The sequence below is a fragment of the Leptospiraceae bacterium genome, from assembly GCA_016708435.1.
In the GTDB taxonomy this organism is placed as follows: Bacteria; Spirochaetota; Leptospiria; order Leptospirales; family Leptospiraceae; genus UBA2033.
Window position 1 is genome coordinate 1 of sequence record JADJFV010000007.1, and the last position, 17,641, is coordinate 17,641.

13 protein-coding genes and 1 pseudogene are annotated in these 17,641 nt (G+C 37.3%); 3 read left to right on the plus strand and 11 right to left on the minus strand.

Translation table 11 applies throughout. The features are described from left to right. The coding region (locus tag IPH52_11895) for an efflux RND transporter permease subunit (GenBank protein ID MBK7055730.1) at window positions 1–3,031 on the minus strand (3,031 nt) is incomplete at its 3' end. Between the two features lie 170 nt (window positions 3,032–3,201). On the opposite strand from IPH52_11895, the gene IPH52_11900 reads away from it, so the two are divergent. Beyond that, entirely contained in the window at window positions 3,202–3,621 is a 420-nt protein-coding gene (locus IPH52_11900) for a MarR family transcriptional regulator (GenBank protein ID MBK7055731.1), read from the plus strand. Here the strand turns inward: IPH52_11900 and IPH52_11905 are convergent. From IPH52_11905 to IPH52_11935, 7 genes are all read right to left on the minus strand, one after another. Then, window positions 3,614–4,621 (minus strand): hypothetical protein, encoded by a 1,008-nt coding sequence (locus IPH52_11905; GenBank protein ID MBK7055732.1) that lies wholly within the window; start codon window positions 4,619–4,621, stop codon window positions 3,614–3,616. The two genes, IPH52_11900 and IPH52_11905, sit on opposite strands and share 8 nt — an antisense overlap. Window positions 4,622–4,768: 147 nt before the next feature. Then, complete coding sequence (locus IPH52_11910) at window positions 4,769–6,316, minus strand: hypothetical protein (protein MBK7055733.1); 1,548 nt, start codon at window positions 6,314–6,316, stop codon at window positions 4,769–4,771. Between the two features lie 84 nt (window positions 6,317–6,400). Continuing rightward, a complete protein-coding gene (locus IPH52_11915; GenBank protein MBK7055734.1) occupies window positions 6,401–6,703 on the minus strand; it encodes a type II toxin-antitoxin system VapC family toxin in 303 nt (100 codons plus the stop codon). A 189-nt stretch (window positions 6,704–6,892) separates the two neighbouring features. After that, window positions 6,893–7,036 carry a hypothetical protein gene (locus IPH52_11920; protein MBK7055735.1) on the minus strand — a complete coding sequence of 48 codons (144 nt, stop codon included), beginning with the start codon at window positions 7,034–7,036 and terminating at the stop codon, window positions 6,893–6,895. Between the two features lie 495 nt (window positions 7,037–7,531). Then, entirely contained in the window at window positions 7,532–7,729 is a 198-nt protein-coding gene (locus tag IPH52_11925; GenBank protein MBK7055736.1) for a hypothetical protein, read from the minus strand. A 42-nt stretch (window positions 7,730–7,771) separates the two neighbouring features. Continuing rightward, window positions 7,772–9,067, minus strand: a complete 1,296-nt coding sequence (locus IPH52_11930; protein ID MBK7055737.1) for an HDOD domain-containing protein — start codon at window positions 9,065–9,067, stop codon at window positions 7,772–7,774. Window positions 9,068–9,116: 49 nt separating this feature from the next. Beyond that, window positions 9,117–11,099 (minus strand): hypothetical protein, encoded by a 1,983-nt coding sequence (locus IPH52_11935; GenBank protein MBK7055738.1) that lies wholly within the window; start codon window positions 11,097–11,099, stop codon window positions 9,117–9,119. A 490-nt stretch (window positions 11,100–11,589) separates the two neighbouring features. Here IPH52_11935 and IPH52_11940 point away from each other — a divergent pair, with 490 nt between their 5' ends. Next, on the plus strand, window positions 11,590–13,356 hold the full coding sequence (locus tag IPH52_11940; protein MBK7055739.1) for a PAS domain S-box protein: 1,767 nt from the start codon (window positions 11,590–11,592) through the stop codon (window positions 13,354–13,356). Here IPH52_11940 and IPH52_11945 read toward each other — a convergent pair. From IPH52_11945 to IPH52_11955, 3 genes and pseudogenes are all read right to left on the minus strand, one after another. Beyond that, on the minus strand, window positions 13,349–15,643 hold the full coding sequence (locus IPH52_11945; GenBank protein MBK7055740.1) for a DNA polymerase: 2,295 nt from the start codon (window positions 15,641–15,643) through the stop codon (window positions 13,349–13,351). The genes IPH52_11940 and IPH52_11945 overlap by 8 nt on opposite strands. Window positions 15,644–15,870: 227 nt before the next feature. After that, window positions 15,871–16,184: pseudogene (locus tag IPH52_11950) on the minus strand (hypothetical protein). Further along, the gene (locus IPH52_11955) at window positions 16,135–16,842 is read right to left on the minus strand and encodes a hypothetical protein (protein MBK7055741.1); all 708 of its coding nucleotides are present in this window, start codon (window positions 16,840–16,842) and stop codon (window positions 16,135–16,137) included. Before IPH52_11955 ends, IPH52_11950 begins: the two are co-directional and overlap by 50 nt. Window positions 16,843–17,138: 296 nt before the next feature. Between IPH52_11955 and IPH52_11960 the strand changes: the two genes are divergently transcribed. Continuing rightward, window positions 17,139–17,639, plus strand: coding sequence for a DUF1564 family protein (locus IPH52_11960; protein ID MBK7055742.1), 501 nt, complete (start codon window positions 17,139–17,141; stop codon window positions 17,637–17,639). Window positions 17,640–17,641 lie beyond the last annotated feature (2 nt).

Genomic DNA, 17,641 nt, shown 5'->3' on the forward strand with positions numbered 1-17,641 from the left:
AACCAAATGCAAGCGAAAGAGGCTGAACAAATGGATCTAAGGTAGGCACACCATAGGCACTCGGCACAAGTCCAATCACTGTGCTAATCGTTGTCAAGAAAATGGGTCGTAATCGAATCGCGCCTCCATTTACAATTGCATCTTCAATCGACATTCCCTTGGCTCTTAGCTCTTCTATAAAAGTTATGAGTATAAGCGTATTAGCCACAATGCTTCCGCTGAGTGCTACAATTGCAAGTGTGCTCATAAAGCTGAGTGGCATTCCATGAGTCATGAGTGCAAACAATACTCCCACAATTCCAAAAGGAATCGAGCCTATAATCACAGTCGTTGTTCCAATAGAATTAAAATAAATGATGAAGATTCCAAAGATGACAGCAACAGCGAATAACATCGATATGCCCAAGTCTTTAAATGATTTTCCTGCGTCTTCTTGCTCTCCTCCAAAGATAACAGAATAATCTACATATTTATCCAAATGAATCGTAGTTTGTAGTTTTCGATTCACAAATAAGGAAGTAGTCTTTTTTGTATCGACAGATGCTTCGAGGCGAACCGCTCTTTGTAAATCCTGTCGGTTAATCATAGAGTTGTTTCTTTCCTTGGCAGAATAGGTAACTTGCTCTAAAGGAATTAATCTTCTATTTCTGTTTTCTACTTTTACTAGACTGAGGCTTTTCATGGATTGCCGCTCTGATTCAGGAAAACGCACAAGTATATTAATCTTATCCTCTCCTTTGCTAATCGTAGAGGCAACTTCTCCGTTAAACGCTGTTCGCACTGCACGAGCAATGTCTCTGGCACTAATTTCAGTTTTACTTGCTACATCATCTCTTACATGAAATCGATATTCTTCTTTTCCTAATTCTAAATCAGTGCGAATGTCTGAAACTCCATCTATTTTCTTTAATTCCTCAATGTAAAGGTTAGCAATTTCTTGAATGACTTTAAAATCTGCTCCTCTGATTTCTAAGCTGACTGGTTTTCCAACCGGTGGACCCTTTACTTTTGCATTCACATCATAAATCATTTCTTTAGGGATAATGCCTGTTTGCTTCGACTCTTCCATATAACTTCTAATTTTTTGAACTAGAGCCCGAGCGTCTTTCCATTCCTTTCTATCTGCTGCTGTTACTAATTTTAAATTCAAATGAGAGCGATGCACTTCCTGTCCGGGTTTTGGATCTACGATAGGACTTTCATGAATTCCTATTCTGCTTCGAATGTATTTAAAATCTTTTCCTGCCATAGAAATAACAACAGGCTCTATCTTTTCCATGGTTTCTAGATTCTTTTGAAGGGTGGAACCAATTGGCATCCAGACTTTGATTTCGATGTCTTCTTCACTTCCAGAAGGAAACATCACAAACGGTAGAAATTTCCCGGCAAGAAATAAAGTAAAAAAGAAGATAACAGTAAATAGCCCCAAGACTAAGATTCTATGCGTTAAAGCCAATCGAATCGTGGCTTTATAAGCTCTGATTACAAGTCCGAAAATTCCTTCCTTTTCTTCTATTGACTCATCTTTTATCTTAGTTTCTAATTTATTCGGTAGGAATTGATTCAACCAATTCGGAAGAAATACAAGTGCGAACAGAAGAGAACTCGCAAGTGTAATCAAAACCACAGCGGGAATTCCCAAAATAAATTTCCCGATGATTCCGCTCATGAACAGTAAAGGAAAAAAGGCAGCCGAAATCACAAGAAAGGAAACTAAAAGAGGAACAAGCACGTCTTTAAAAGTTTGCAGGACTGCTTCTTTTCTCTCGTATCCTTCTTGCATGAGGCGGTAGGTATTTTCAGCGACTACTATGGAGTTATCCACCATCATTCCTAGCACCATCACCATTCCAAAAATGGTAATGGTATTAATGGTAAAACCAAATTGCTTCATAAAAATAAAGGAAATTAAGAAAATAAATAGAATAGCCACGCTAATCATTACACTGAGCCTAAAGCCCAATATAAAGACTAATGAAAGAAGAACTAAGACCAAACCAGTTTCAAAGTTTAATACTAAATCTCCTAACTGTCTACGCACATCATTGCTCTTATCCTCATAAATCGTTGTCTCTATTTCAGGAAAATTCCCTTGAATAGAGGATGCTAATTTCTTTACTGCATCCGCTGTTGTGATAACATCTGCCTGGTCGTTCTTCCATATTCTGAGAATAATACTGTGTTTGCCGTTTAATTTTTCAAACGTATTCTCTTCTTCGAATGTATCAAATACTTTTGCCACATCTTTTAGCAGAGTAGAAAACCCAATTTCATTTCCAAGGATAGGAATTGTAAGCATTTCTTTTGCTTCTTCAAAATCACCCTTTGTCCTAAGTAAGTATTCCGTTCCATTTACTTTCAATCGTCCGGAAGGTATGTTGATATTTCTAGAGCCTAAGGCATTTAGAAGAGTATTGAGTCCGATTTCTTTTGCGTTTAGTGCATAAGGATTTACCTCAACTAAAAATTCTCTATTTCTATAACCAATTTTTTCTATCTCTGCAATGTCTTTGTTTTGAAAGAATTTGTCTTCATAAGCTTTCGCTGCATCTCGTAATTTTCTATAATCTGCGATCGGGTCAGAAGAGGTTTCTTTGAGGGAGAGGGCAATGCTGATTACCTCCTGTTTCTCTGTGGTAATTTCTCGCACCTTCGGCTTAGGAGCGTTATCCGGTAGTCTTGCTGAATCTACTGCGTCTTTTATATCATCTAAAACTTTTTTTGTATTTTTATTTCCTTCTACTAAAAATATCATGATGACGCTAACATTTTCTAAGTTATAACTTCGAATCTTATCAATGCCAGTAACGGACTTTAATTTCTTCTCGATAGGAATTGCGATTAGCCGCTCAATTTCTTCCGGGGTTGCGCCGGGCAAAGGAGCTTCGATCACTATTTTGTTTAGTGCTACGTTTGGAAATGCTTCTCTATGCATACCGAGTAGTCGCCCTAAACCGACTAATACAAATAGAAGCAATATAAATTGAATGATGAGAGTTTTTTCGGCGATAAATTTGCCAATTGATTTCATATATTAATTCCTAAGTTTCAAGTAAATGTGATTCAAATATCTATAATTACTCATGCTACGTTCAGAATTTACTTACAGTGTAAAACGTCAATAGTTTATTTTAAAGTTAATCTATTTGACTAATTTTTAACTATATTAACTTGATTAATATTTTATAAGGTTAACTAATTTTGAATAGAACAAAACAATTAAATCAAATTGCAAAGGCAATCCGGGAGTTTTATAGAACTTTAAAGAATGAATTTAATGCAATTCTAGAATTAGAAGAATTTACAAATGGAGAATTCTTACTACTTAAAAGTATTGCCATCTATGGGCATAAGAAAATTTCAGAAATCGCAAAGGAGCTATGTGTTTCAATGCCCTACTTGACTTCACTAGCCGACAAAATGGTAGAAAGAGGTTACATTGAGCGAACCCAATCCAGAGAAGATAGGCGCATTATTGTTATTAAGCTTACTGCCAGAGGCAAAAAAGTCTATAATAAGTTAGATGCGATAGTTCATAAATACTTAGAAAAGAAATTTAATAAACTTACTATTAGTGAACTACAAGCCTTTGAAAAAATATTACAGAAAGTTTCTACTTGATTTCTTTCCAGATACGAGCACATTCTTCTTTTACTTCCGTTGGGCAAGTAAGAAAGACTCCGAGTCCTTTGCTTTTGCTAAACCTGTAAGTTTCAAAGCCCGCATAATTGCGAGTTTGCGTCTCATCACTCAGATTAAAATTAGTTTCATAGATTCCAGAAGAAATTTCCTTTCGCAAAAATCCGCTTGCTCGTTTAACAGCAGAAGATAGCCCTCTTCTTCCATCCCAAATATCCGGATAATGGGAATTATCTGCTAGAGTATGCTTGTGAAAGGTTTGCCCGATGCTAAACATGATACGCGCGGGCGGCTCATAAAATATCTCTTTATCATAACGAAAGTATTCGGATTCAAAGGTTTGTTCAACGGTAGCTTCTGGCAAAAAGATTCTAAAATAGGAAACTTTCCAATTGTATTCTCTTTCCTTTCTGGCAAATCGATAAAGCTCTGTTGGGAATACATATCTAAATCTTTCATCGATTTCATAGCGATAGGAAAAGTCTTTGCTTTCAATAAAAAGTTTTTTCTCTTTCTTCTTGTTTTGCGCATAACAGCCATAAGGCTCTGTTAGAATTTCTAATTCGTCTTTTCTATCCTGGTTTTCTGATAGGAGTCGGTTTAATGTATTTTGGACTTCAAACTTAGGAGTCTTTTTGTCTTTGTCTACAAGTCTTTGACAGAGAGTAATTCCTTTTAGTAGTCGAATGGCTGGAAAATATTTGCGCTTGTCTACTAACTCTTTCGCCTCTGCAATATGGACATCTAGCTGAGATGCATCCGGCAGTGCTTCCCTATAAGAATCGTCTAAGGCAAATAGAATTTCCCCATTCCATTTTTGTTTATAATTTCTACCGAACAAATCTATCTTATCAACGGAGTGCGGACGAACAATCTTAGCCGCTTCTTGTGCAGAAAGATTTAAAAGAATACCACCGAGAACACCGATGAACACCGATAGACGAAGCGTCAGAAAGGATTTATTTTTCGATTTTGGTTTCATTCTATTTGTTTTTTACCACGAAGAGCGCGAAGGTCACGAAGAGATGAAATTTTTTCCTTCGTGCTCTTCGTGGTAAATACCTTTTATCCGTCCCCTTACTTATCGTTTCTTTTATCGGTGTTTTCGGTGTTCATCGGTGGTAATCAGCTATTCCGAAAGGGCTTGGGTTATGATTTCGTGGAGCATTTGTTTGTGCTCTTCGGCTTTGGGGATAACACTGAGATGGCGCGAGAGAGAGATTAAGTATTTATCATCGACCACTTTTCCGTTCAGCCATTTTCCTGTCATGTCCATCGTTACATCTATAATCGATTGAAATTCCATTACACCTAGACCAACTAAGTTCGTGGCAAATCCAAGTGCGCCTTCTGTAGGAATGTATTTTTTAAAAGTCTTAATCTTATCCAAATAAAGTCTAGAAGGCATTGCTTTTCTGACATTTTCTTCCATGTCCACTGCCATAGGACCTATACTTGTCATATTAATCAGAACAGCATACACTGAGTTTACTTTCCCGTGAATTGCATGACATTCTTCCCCGAGTTTTCGAATCCTTACCGCATTATCACGAGTAACCGCATCGCGACCTAGAAAGTTCAAATGATAAAGATAATCTTCCAATTCCTTTCCAGAAATTTCTCCGAGTAAAATCAATTGATAAAGGGTAAATATCAAGTAGTCGCTCTCCGTATTGTCGCCTAGTAGAATTTCTTTTGCTTTTGTTGGTTGATAAAGTCTATCTTGCAAAAGAATTGTTAGCTTATAGGTCAACTGATCGAAAAGACTTTGAACGGTAGAGCCAAAGAATTTCTTTACACGATCCACTGCAGGTCCGACGCCTTCTTTTAAGAGATCATTCAAATTAAAAACAGAATTGACTACTTTATCCAATACACCTTTAATTGTTCCGTCTAGATATTTTAAATGGAGAGATTCCATTTCGATTCCATGATTTCGAATCGTAGCATGAAGAGCACGGCGGAAATAATGCGGACTAGCCGATATAAATGCGAGCGGCGAACCGTCCGTATTCTCACGGAGTTTATTGTAAAAAATTGGCATTCCCGGAAGCGGAAATTTTTGGTTTGGCGTTTCAAAGATTGTAGAAAGCATTCCTTTCTTAGAGCCTAGCTCTGTAGCAAGATAAGTCTGATCAATATCGGAGGTCGTTATAAAGGAATTATACTTTTCAGAGAGTATTCGCAGTTTGCCCATACCCACTGTAGTTACTTTTGTAATTTTGCTGTGCTCTTTTAGATTGAGATAGGCAATGTCTTTTGTGTATTGTCTGTAAGAGTCACTTCCCTTAAAGATAACGTTAAATGTGTAGTTTCCTGCTTTTACTCTGTGAGTAAGTTCATACGAAAAAAATCCATCTTCTGAACCAACAAAGTCAGTAGACTCAAAAACTTTTTTTCCTTTATCGGAAAGGATTTCGATCGAAAGAATTGGCTTACGAACAGGTGCTAGACTAAAATCAAGAAAGGGGGTAATTTCATTTTCCTGCCCTTGAAAAAGTCCAGTCATTAAATTCCAGAGATCATCCGCCTCCATAAAATCACTAATCCCAACGTCAACGACCTGACCTCGAATGAGCGCCCGCCCCTCTCTTCCAAGGGAACTACTACAAATTGCGAGACGCTTTTTGTCCTTCGCGCGGACTTCTCTTTCTTTTTCAGGTTCATGTGATTCTATTTCTTCCAAGGTTTACAGCTCCCTATCATGCTAGTTCAAACTAAAAATTTGGCAGTAAAATGTAAACCATTTCGTGATTTCAGTTCAATTTGGAACATACATACTTATGCCTTTAATAAAACGGAAATCTTTCACATTTCGAGTAAAAAGGTGTAAGTCTGAAGCAATTGCAGTAGCGGCAATCAGAGCATCCGGAATCGAAATTTTATGACTTAGTGCATACAAATCAAGTATTCTTTGGAATTGATTTGAAATACCATCAGAGAGGCTAATGACTGTTATAGACTTAATTTGTTTCTTAATTTTGGCTTGTTCTGTTTTATTGAATGCGCCTCGAATTAATTCAGCATAGGTAATTATACTAATAGAAAGGTTTTCATCGCCCAAGTGTTCTAATTTAGAACAAATTTCAGAATTATCCTTTAAATATTCGATCAGGAATATCTGTATCGCAAAGTATCATTTTCTTTCAGGCCAAGCTTCTGCACGTAGAGTTTTGATGTCAATATTTCGATTTTTCCATATACCTTTTAACTTGGATAAACTAGGCTTAGAGTTTTTTGTAATCTTCTTTTTTCAGTAGACTTTGCTGTAAAAGGGACTTCTTTTAAACTTAACAGGAAAAATAATTACTTCAACAGTCTGATTGTTAAAGCTTTCTAAATCAACAAGTTGCAGACTATTATTTTTTATTTTAGTAATTTTACGAATGGCTTCCATAAATGCAGTTTTACATCGCCTAATTCTTATTCAAGAAGTTTTTTAAAACTGTTGGTATTGGCTTAGTTTTAAAACTTTAAATTAAAATTCAATTTATAGATTTGATAGGAATTCGTTTTATTTCTCTGAGGGTAATGGCAAACTATTACCAAATACATCAATTTACTCTTTAATAGAGCCAGGGTCAATGACTTCAACTACTTTCTCATTTCGAATAAGCTCATCATTCCTAAATACTTCCAGATAACCTACCCCGCCCCAGCAAAAACATTTATATGAAAAAATACCATTTACAAAATCATAATGATGATTTTCACCACTCCCTTCAGGAATCCATTTCCCGTTATTTAAAATTAAATCAGGCTCATCTTTTACAGATTTATCAACCGACCAGGCAACATATCTAATTGTAAAGTCATTATGATCCTCCCGAATTTGATTTACGTGAATAAATTGCTTTGGTTTAGTATTTTTCTAAAATCCTTATGAAACCACTCAGATTATTTCATCTTCAACCTTTGCTCTAAATCCTTTTTCCCAAATCAAATAATCAATAAGAATAAGGATGATTTCAAATATAGAATAAGCAACCCAAGAGCCAATAGAGCACAAAAAAATTAAGACGAATCCAATTAAGGGGTGAATAAAAATTCTATCTATCGAATAATCATAATACAATAGGAACATATCCATTATCCCTTCCTCTGTGTCTCAGTGACTCTGTGGCAATTACTTTTACCCGTTCGCGATTCGCATGAATGGATGGTCTTCAATCATATGAAGATAGTCTTCGCCGAAGAGTTCGAGTGTGCCTTCGGGTGATTTATAGAATTGTAGAATGGCAGGAACTAACGCATTTTCTTTTTCGGTGACTGCCACTTTACGCATTTTTTTGGCGAGGATTTCGGCGAGTCTAGAAACTCTGTCTATGTCAGAAACAATTCCCATTTCTTCTAGATTAAAACCCTGATGAGCAATTACTTTAACGAAATAATCAGGCATCTTCCAAATTTCGAAGGCTCTTCTTCCAATTTCAATTGAGTCAATTCCAAGTTCATCTCTTTCTAATTCATAGAGAGACTTTACTCCGAACTCATAGAGCCTGAGAACTTTTAAATATCTTTCGACAAAATTGAGTGCAAGAATATTCATTCCAATTTTACGAAGGAGTGACACAACGAATATATCCGCCGCCAGTGCTTTTAGTTTTAGAGGAGTTAGAAGATCATAAGAAATCAGGGAGGTTAATACCGGTAAGTCGCGTAGATACTTTATATAGATAGGATCTTTGAGTGGATTGGCAAGAGTTTTATCGAATTCATTGATCACCATTCGCTTCACAACTTTGATGCCAATCAGAGTAATCGCATCTTTTAGGCTGCGAATCGATCCCGATCGACCATAATAGGCTGAATTGGCAGTGCGAATAATTGTGCTTGTAATTGCAATATCAGGACTTAAAATTCTCTCAAGTTCAACGATGCCATTATTGGGATCATCTACGTCGAAGTTAACAACATTCGCAAATACCAGTGGAAGATTCGGCAGGCGAATTTTACTCAAGTCTAATTTTTCAATCTTATCATCAAAAGAGCTAAGGATGTCTCTTCTGCCTAAGACGAGCGCAAACTTTCGAATAACCGTATCTGTCTCAAAAGGTTTTACGATATACCCGTGCACTCCAACTTGTAAGACTTGCTTTACAAATGCTCCCTCATTATGACTTGTGATGAGCATGACACGCATCTTTGGATACTGTTTTTTGATTTCTTTGATGGTTTCCATGCCGTTCATGATTGGCATTTCTTGATCTACGCAAATAATGTCTGGCTTAACGTGCATTTCTTTGAGTTGATTGAGAGCATGAAGCCCATCGCCCGCTTCGCCTGAAACATTAAAGCTAAGTTTAGCGAGAGTGCGTTTTAAGGCAGTGCGAAATAGAACACTATCTTCAACTATAAACACATTGAAGGGCTCTCGAGTATTGATATTAATACCTAATGGTAATTTTGTAGGACTTGAGCCAAGCACGAAGACACATTGCAAAATTGTAACGTTCTTGGCAATCCTTTTTAAAGCCTTAAGGTTTTAGAACAAAAATCTTTAGCTCATTCTTAGCTTTTTTGCCTGCAACCCAGATCACGTTTCCATTTACAAGAACAGGGTCATCTTTTCGATTGAGCCTAGCACTTCCCAGGTCAACGGGGCTATGAATTATTTTTCCAGACGAATTAAAAATCAAATACTCGGTCGTTAAATACATATTAGCCGACCACTTTTCGTATAACGCAAGAAATTTGTCTTCGGCAAGTTGAATGAGCTTTGGACGCAGAATATTTTCTTTGTTTTTGTTTTTCAAATCAGTAAGCCAAATAACGCCAACTCTTTTTTGCGGAAATTTTTTTCCAGAATAATCAACAAAAGAAATTTCAGAAGAATCCTCTCCGTTTGATATGACAACATCCTTACTGATCATATATGGCATCTGCGAATCTACTTTTATGTCTGGAAAATTTTTTGCGACTTTCAGGAGAAACAAATTTCGAGAGTCATTCAAATAGACTTCGGCGTTAGCAGGATTAAAATCTCTTTCCCCTGCTCCCAAAACTAAATATCCATCTGGAAGAGAAACTAAATTTCCAAGCTCCGTAAATGTCTTTTGATACATCTTTCCCGCTTTATAGGTAAAAATTAGCTTTGAGCGTTTTTTCTTTGCAATCGAAATCCCGCGGGGAAATGCATCTGCCAAATCTAGGTTCACAAAATCGGTTCCGTCAAAAATCAGCCTCTGATCAAAGGAATGTGAGGCTGTCCATGTCTGACTTTCCTCCTTTAAAAAATCCATTGTATCAGAATTGACAATGAATAAAATTCCACTCTGATGATTGAGTCCGTCTGCTTTGTTCTTATGCTGTGTTTTTCCCAAATGAACAGCGACTTTCCCATTTCCAAAAACTACGCGGGAAGTCCCTGCTTCTATTGGTTTCATTACATCGAAATTTTCACGGTCTATCTTGGGGCTAAATGATTTTAGCTCCTTACCTTTTGAGTCTAACTTTACTAATTTTATATTCGACGAAAAGTCTCCGTCTCGATTCGGCTTTGCAACGACTAAAAAGTAGTTGCCTTTATCATCCTTTGTAAATCCTCCGAAAAGCGGAAAATTCGTATTATACACTATTTCATTCTCGGGTTCATAGTTTTCGGCGAATTCCTGAAAATGAACTTTATTTCCTTTAGATTCCATCCAGGCTACTGTTAATTTACCTCCATCTGAATGACAAACAATATGAGGTGGTGTTCCAGTCATTTCTGCATGAGAATCAGGAGAAATATTTTGCTCTTCTAGCCAACTATCAAATGGCTCTCCGGGAACAGAAATGGTATAGGTAACTAAATTTTCAGGCGAAGAGGCTCTTTCGATATTTGCTATTTCAGAATCAGGAATAACAGCGAATAGACCCTTATCAAGAACAACTCCAGCACCGCCATCTTTTGTTAGCCGCAAGGATTGATCTAAACTAAATTTGCCACCAATTAAATCTTTTGCCTTAAAACCTCGGACTAAATGGAATTTATTATCAATGATAAAATACAAAGAATGATCGACAGGCTTAGAGGGTTTGAATAAAATCTTTAAGAACTCTTCATAGTTATTAAAATTCGGTTGGACTTCTCCTGCAAAGCGAGCAATTAAATGGAATGCTGGATACTCGACTGAAGATAGACCGGTGATTGTATAACGTTGCAATTCAATTCCTTCCGCTCTATATTTTTCATCGTATTTGACTTGAGCAAAAATTTCAGGTGTAATTTCTTCTGTAGTATCTTTGTAACCATTGTATTCTTTCCAAATTTTTGGACCTGTAACTGTCAAAGTAAAAGAGCCAGAGGCAGCAGTCTCATTTTTAACAAGGAAAGGCTTCTTAATCTTTACTGATTGTGCTTGTAAGCAAATAGGAATTAGACTCAGAAATAGAACAATTCCATTACCTAGAATTTTTACTAGGTTGAATTCATTTTTCTCTCTTTTTTTAAAATAAATTAATTTTAAATTTTTCATTAGTACCTCAGGGAGGTTACACTACTAGATTTCTTGATTCACTCAAGCATTTTTTACCAATTAAAGAATTGAGTTAAGAAAAAAATTATTTCAAAAAGCAAGCATTCGACTTCCGTTAATTAAATTAATTTCTTATTTATGTTTTGAAATTGCAAAAAAGGACTTCTTCTTTTGTTTAAAAGGTTGGTAATTATATTTTTAATACAAAGAGGTTAAGCACTATTACTCACTAAGTGAAATATAAAAAGAATTCTAAATGCGTTTGCAATATAATTACAAAGAAAGAATTTCTGATGCTTAATAGTAGCTGGCATAAGAAAGAAAGTAATTTCATTTGCCCGCATTATACGAGAATTAAAATGAATAATAGAATTTCCTCTAGTAGAAGAGGTTTTATCTACAATTCCAAAAAAAAATTTCTAAGCTTACATAGAATAGTTTACTTTACTTCCATTAGCACTCAAATTTAATAATTATTTGGAAGGAATTTATGAATTATAAAAAACAAAGGACAATCTTAATAGTAGATGATGATCCTTTCACCTGTACTGCCACTGAACAAATTGTCAGAAGTTTCGGTTATTCTACAGTAACCGCTTTTACTGGTGCTCAAGCAATTCATATGTTCCAGAGTAACGAAGTAGATTTAATATTGATGGATGTTGAGCTTGGTTTTGATTCAAATGGACCTGAGTTCGCACGGCAAATTTTAGCTATGCGGGAAGTGCCGATACTTTTTTATTCCGCTTACAATGAACCAGATATTATAAAGAAAACAGAGCATATAGCTTCTTATGGCTATATACTAAAAGGATCTTCGATCACGATGCTTGGCACATCAATTCAAATAGCATTGAATCTTTTTGACAGTTCCCTAAAAATGAAAAATGAAAAAAGATATCGCGAATTGATTTCGAATTTAGATACAGGGATTCTAGTCTATTCGCCTGATACTTCGATTATTCTAACAAATTCGAAAGCAGAAGAGATTTTAGGATTGAGCGAAGATCAATTGAAAGGCAAAATTGCATTCGATTCGCATTGGAAATTTATAAATGAGGATAATAGTCCTTTACTTGTAGATGATTATCCTGTTAATTTAATTCGATCAAAAATGATCTCAATAAAAAACAAAGTCATTGGCGTATTTAGACAAAACAATCGCGATATATTATGGTTATCCATAACAGGGTTTCCCTTTCTCGATACAAATGGAAATTTAGAAGAAATCATCATAAGTTTCATTGACATCACAGAAAGAAAAAAATCAGAGAGGACATTACTCGAAAGCGAAAAGAAATTTCGTAGTTATATCGAGTCCGCATTAGATGGTGTATTTGTCACCAACAAGGAAGGCTTCTATCAAGAAGTAAACCACGCGGCTGCTCAACTTTTGGGCTATACGAGAAATGAGTTACTGCAAATGCATTTTACCGAAACGGTTCCAGAGGAAACAGTTGAGAACGCAAAATCGGGATATACCACACTTTTAGAAGAAGGTGTGTTCACAACCGAAGTTATCTTCCAAAGAAAGGATGGATCTAGGTTTACAGGAATTCTTAGCTCTACAAAAATTAGCGAAGATCAATATCTAGGTCTAGTAAAAGATATTACAGAGAGAAAAGTCGCAGAGGAAAATGTTCATAAGCTACTAGCTGAAAAGGAAATCATTCTAAAAGAAATTCATCACCGAATCAAAAACAATATGTATAGTGTGTATGGGCTCTTGCAATTGCAATCCCAAACACTAAAGGAAGACAATGCAGCAGCCGCCGCTCTCGAAGATGCAGCTATTCGAATACAGAGCATGATGCTCTTGTATGATAAGTTGTATCAGTCAGAGCAATTTACTGACCTTTTAATTGAGGAATACATTTCGCCCTTGGTAGATGAAGTTATTGAAAACTTCCCAAACATTGTGCCTATCCGAGTAATAAAAGAGATTGGTGACATTGTGCTAGACGCAAAAAGACTCTCGAACATAGGGATTATTTTAAATGAACTTCTTACAAATATTATGAAATATGCATTCAAGGGAAGAAGTGAGGGGCTAATTAGAGTATCCGCTCAGATGGTGGAAGACAAGGTAGTCATACTAGTTCAAGATAATGGAATAGGAATACCAGAAGGAATTGACTTTGCAAATTCCACTGGCTTTGGTCTAAAGCTCATAGCAATGCTAACAAAACAAATAGAAGGAAAAGGAAAAATTGAGCGCGAGAATGGAACCACAGTGCATTTAGAATTTATCAAATAAACTCAAACAACATCTGCCTGCCAGGGGTTAATCGAAAGTAGCCTTCGGGTGCAAAGTTTTCCCAGATTTCCTGGAAGGCATCCCAGAGCTGGCGGGTGTAATAGTCTATATCATAAGGACAAATAGAAGAGCCAAGACTAAGCTTTGCGATTTCTTCTGCGAGATAACGTTTTGATTTATCGGGATGATTTTCTTTTAAAACTATATAGCGAATTTTTTCGCCGGGCTCGACTGTGATTTTCTGGGTTTCTAATTGTTGCAAAGAAAGAAAGCTAGCATTCTCGACTGTGTATTCTTCGATTGATTTTCCAATTGTTTTACGTAAAAGTAAATCCTTCCACAAAACATTTCCTGATTCTAATTTTTTCTGCCAGAGCCCAAATGTATAATGCATTTCTTGGTGTAAATTCTTCAACTCTACAATCGTGTTTGCCCTACGCATAATATCGAGTAACTCCAACTGCATATCTTTTACAAAATTAGGTGTATCCTTTCGTCTTGCGGCAAGACCTCGCATTTTAATTTCCCCATTGGAAAATTTTCCGAAGTAACGATTAGAAACTGGTAGTAGTGGATCTATTTTAGAAGGAGGATAGACTAGCCATTTATAAATTCCCTCGATCGCCATTGTGATATTTGTCTCTCGAGTTATGGTATCGCATAATTCAACTAGCTCAGTCTCCTTTATCTCAGATGAATCTCTCCTCTGTATAAAGATACAATCTGTGATAGCATGGGATAAATAGTAATTTGCCTCTTCTGCTTTCTCCTTTGCGGTGAGTAAAATATCCCGACCAAAAGCGGTTACTGACTCATGACTTTCAATTCGTCCAAACTTTGCATTGCGATATCCCAGGTAGCCAAATGAAGTTACAAGCATCCACTTTAAACTATTTTGTTTTGCATCGGCAAACGCGTATTCTTCGCCAGTGGTGACTTTTTTTCTCTCCTTATAATACTTTCTTCTCGAAAGTATTTTCTCTAGTGCAAGCGAAACAACCCCTCTTCTCTTACTGCAAATCCGATAGCCGGCACCGGGAACTCGCTTACTCACTTCTTCCTCCTTACAGCATTGACATAGAACTGTCTCGGGGGATAAGTTGTGTAAGACCATGATAGTTGGATACATCTGAGCAAAATCAAGCTGTGCCATGTTTTCAAATACGATTCCCAGTGATGTATCCGGCTGAAATATTAACCCACCTTTATCAATTCGAAGAAGTTCATAGAATGTCTTGGGGTCTTCGACTTTTGATTTCTGCCAGGGAACTAAATAACCCTGCTGTAAGGCAACATCTGTTTCTATTGCGGTTAACGCTGTTCCTGTAGATGCCCTCGCCATTCGCTGCATGGGTAGCCTGCTAATACGGGATAATTCCATTATGCCTCTAAGCTCTGCCTCTTTGTACACAAAGCTATTCGCGCGATCGATATGCCAGCGTCCTAAAAGCGGATACGAAGGCGCACGATAGATCATAGCTCCATAAGTATTAAAGCTTGTGCCTTTGCGGATTATCTGTCTTGTATGAATCGATGTTTCATCCCGATCTAATTTCAAACGAATGCGAAAACTCTGAGCATAAGAAAACAGAGTCGGAAAAATTACCTGATCCCCATACGAAGACAATATCACATCGGGATCTTCGTTAACCATTATCTTATTTAACTCCCACAAACTTTCTTTAGGTCTATCAAAACCTAATTCGTATTTTCTATCGGCAATTTTAATAACTAGTGGATTACTCTTATTTAACGCTATCCTGTGATTTTCCTTAAGAGAAAATTCCATGATTTTTAACTTTGGAATTTCATACTCACAGGCATCAATGTCATCACCCGTTTCTATTTTCAAAATTCGATTCACACTCCCCTTTTTCTCATATTCGATTTTTACATGTGCCAGAGGAAATACTTTCTTATAATAAGAATACCCCGTCGGAACTTCAATGTCCGTGTGGTATATATCCATTTTCCCGTAAAAGGCATAGAGTCGATTTAAAATTTTACGCATGACAGATGGCTTAGAAATTACTACCTTCAAAACCCGAACTTCCCTGTTCGCATAAAAATGCTTCTTAGTTACCCATACAGGTCTCTCCTTCAAAGCATTGTAAAACAATATCCGCTTGACGACCTTCTCGAGTAATACCCTCGGTCCATCTAAATATATCTCGGGATAAAATGTATCAAGAAATAAATGCGGCTTACCATCCTTATCCAAAATCCATACATGCACCTCTTCCTCTACATTGTATATATCAAATAAAAATCCTTCTATTGTATTCATAATTCTGTCATTTCGAACCTACGAAGGTGTTGGATTTGCGACTAAGTAAATGGGGGGATACATCAGTTTGTGCGAAGTAGCTCTAGCGTGAGAAATCTATTTTGCAAACATAGTATTAGGTTTATCTTATACTTTTTTTGTAAGATAGACCTCTCACTATTTTTTACCCTGCGCATACGCTCTATTTTCCTTTGCATGTTCGAGGTGACAGTCGTCACCCTTCCCCTTTACTCTGTGTCGGAGCCTGTGGTGAGCCTGTCGAATCCATGACTCTGTGGCAAATCTCCTCCCTTCTTCAACCTCTCAATTTCAGCGAGTGCTGCGTTGAGCTTTTTGGCGAGCTGGATATGCATGATCATAGACATTGAATCAAATGGATTGGGGCTAGCGCCATTACCCCCGCTTGTATCTGGGTTTTCGCATATCGTATAAGCTCATCAAATATCTCCCTGTCATCTCTTCTAAGCGCCCTCCTAAAATCGTCTAACCTGTCACCAGTCGCGTCCACCGCTCTCGAATAAGGTATTACCGTTCTTCCCATTCTCTCCTCCTGCAATTTCTAATCTGTATTGTGTATGTCCTACTACCGTGTTTTTGTAAGAGACCTCAAATCGCTGAAAGGTCTCCCGTCCAAGGGTTAATGTGTTGTATTCCCAATTCGCATTCGCTGAGGCAACAAGCCTGGGGAATAAAAACTGAAATGTCTTGTGCTTGTATTTTCTAGGTTCTACGGCTACTATCGGTATTCCGCTAGCTTGCATTGCTTCAAATACGGATATTAATTTTTCCAAAAGAAAAAATCCCTCCTGCCTCTTGACATCCCCATCAAAAAATTGCTTCGAAGGAGCTAATACAAAGTAAATGTCCGAAGCCGACTTCCGCCGATTCAATATCCCGAGGCAAACATCAAGTATCTGGTATGGCGTAAACGCTCGCTGCACACTCCCCGTATCCAAAAACAACTGCACATCCCCACCGAGTAAACTCACCTCCTCCATCATACGATACACGTTAAACCGAATCGCACAATCAATCACATGCACACGATAACCCATCCCAATCAAATGCGCAATCCAGGAATGCGCTAGACGATATATCTCCGCATTGCCCGTAAGCACCCCAAGACTCGACATATCCCATGTCCGAATCACCTTCCCAAGAGCCAACCTGTCCGTCCGATAAATAGATACACCTTTCATATGTTTAGTATAACAAACACCCATACATATGTAAAGCTTTTTTATCTGGGCGTTGCGTGAAATTCGTGGTTGAAGGCGCGAATTATCGATTGCGCAGAAACGTTTCTGCGCAATCGCCTTCAACCACGAATTTCACGCCGCGCTCGCCTTCCTGATAGCGGATGATAAAAATTATCCGCTATCATCCAGTTGATCGCTAACGCATCGTTCTAAAATAATCTCCACCTTTACACAGTCCAACCGTTTTTCTTTCAACTTACTCGCACAATCTAATTAATCCCAAACCTAATCTTAATATGAAAATATTCAAAAAAACTAATTCCAAAATCGAAGACTCGAAACTCTACAAAAGAACTCCCTCTACTCTACTTCTCCCAAATTCCATTCTCCACCCCTTCCTGAAACGACGCCTTCAAAAATACAAGGGGAATACAACTGTTTACCTCCGAAATCTACTCAAACTGTATCGCTCCCTTAACTACGCCGGTATGTTCCCGCCTCCCGCTAAAGTGAAAACCGAATACCAAGAAGAAAATTTGGACCTCAAAAGAATAACATTTCGTCCCAATAACTCCGACTGGATAGAACTTGGTTCACTGGCTCTCGCATTCGGAAAATCCCGCTGCTGGATATTCACCTATCTAGTAGAACTTGACCTTAGTGGATTCACAGAAATCCTATCGACATTCTTGCCTTTCCCATCAGTTCCTACCACTCCAGACCTAGAACTAAAAAGCCTGTGGACTTTAGAGCCATACTACGATAGCTTTACACGCTCTCTTCACGTCAGAGTCTAACA

Bases quoted from the DNA above. Each gene is read 5' to 3' on its own strand.
- IPH52_11905 (MBK7055732.1), bottom strand. From the start codon at position 4,621: ATGAAACCAAAATCGAAAAATAAATCCTTTCTGACGCTTCGTCTATCG.
- IPH52_11920 (MBK7055735.1), bottom strand. From the start codon at position 7,036: ATGGAAGCCATTCGTAAAATTACTAAAATAAAAAATAATAGTCTGCAA.
- IPH52_11925 (MBK7055736.1), bottom strand. From the start codon at position 7,729: ATGGATATGTTCCTATTGTATTATGATTATTCGATAGATAGAATTTTT.
- IPH52_11935 (MBK7055738.1), bottom strand. From the start codon at position 11,099: ATGAAAAATTTAAAATTAATTTATTTTAAAAAAAGAGAGAAAAATGAA.
- IPH52_11940 (MBK7055739.1), top strand. From the start codon at position 11,590: ATGAATTATAAAAAACAAAGGACAATCTTAATAGTAGATGATGATCCT.
- IPH52_11945 (MBK7055740.1), bottom strand. From the start codon at position 15,643: ATGAATACAATAGAAGGATTTTTATTTGATATATACAATGTAGAGGAA.
- IPH52_11955 (MBK7055741.1), bottom strand. From the start codon at position 16,842: ATGAAAGGTGTATCTATTTATCGGACGGACAGGTTGGCTCTTGGGAAG.
- IPH52_11960 (MBK7055742.1), top strand. From the start codon at position 17,139: ATGAAAATATTCAAAAAAACTAATTCCAAAATCGAAGACTCGAAACTC.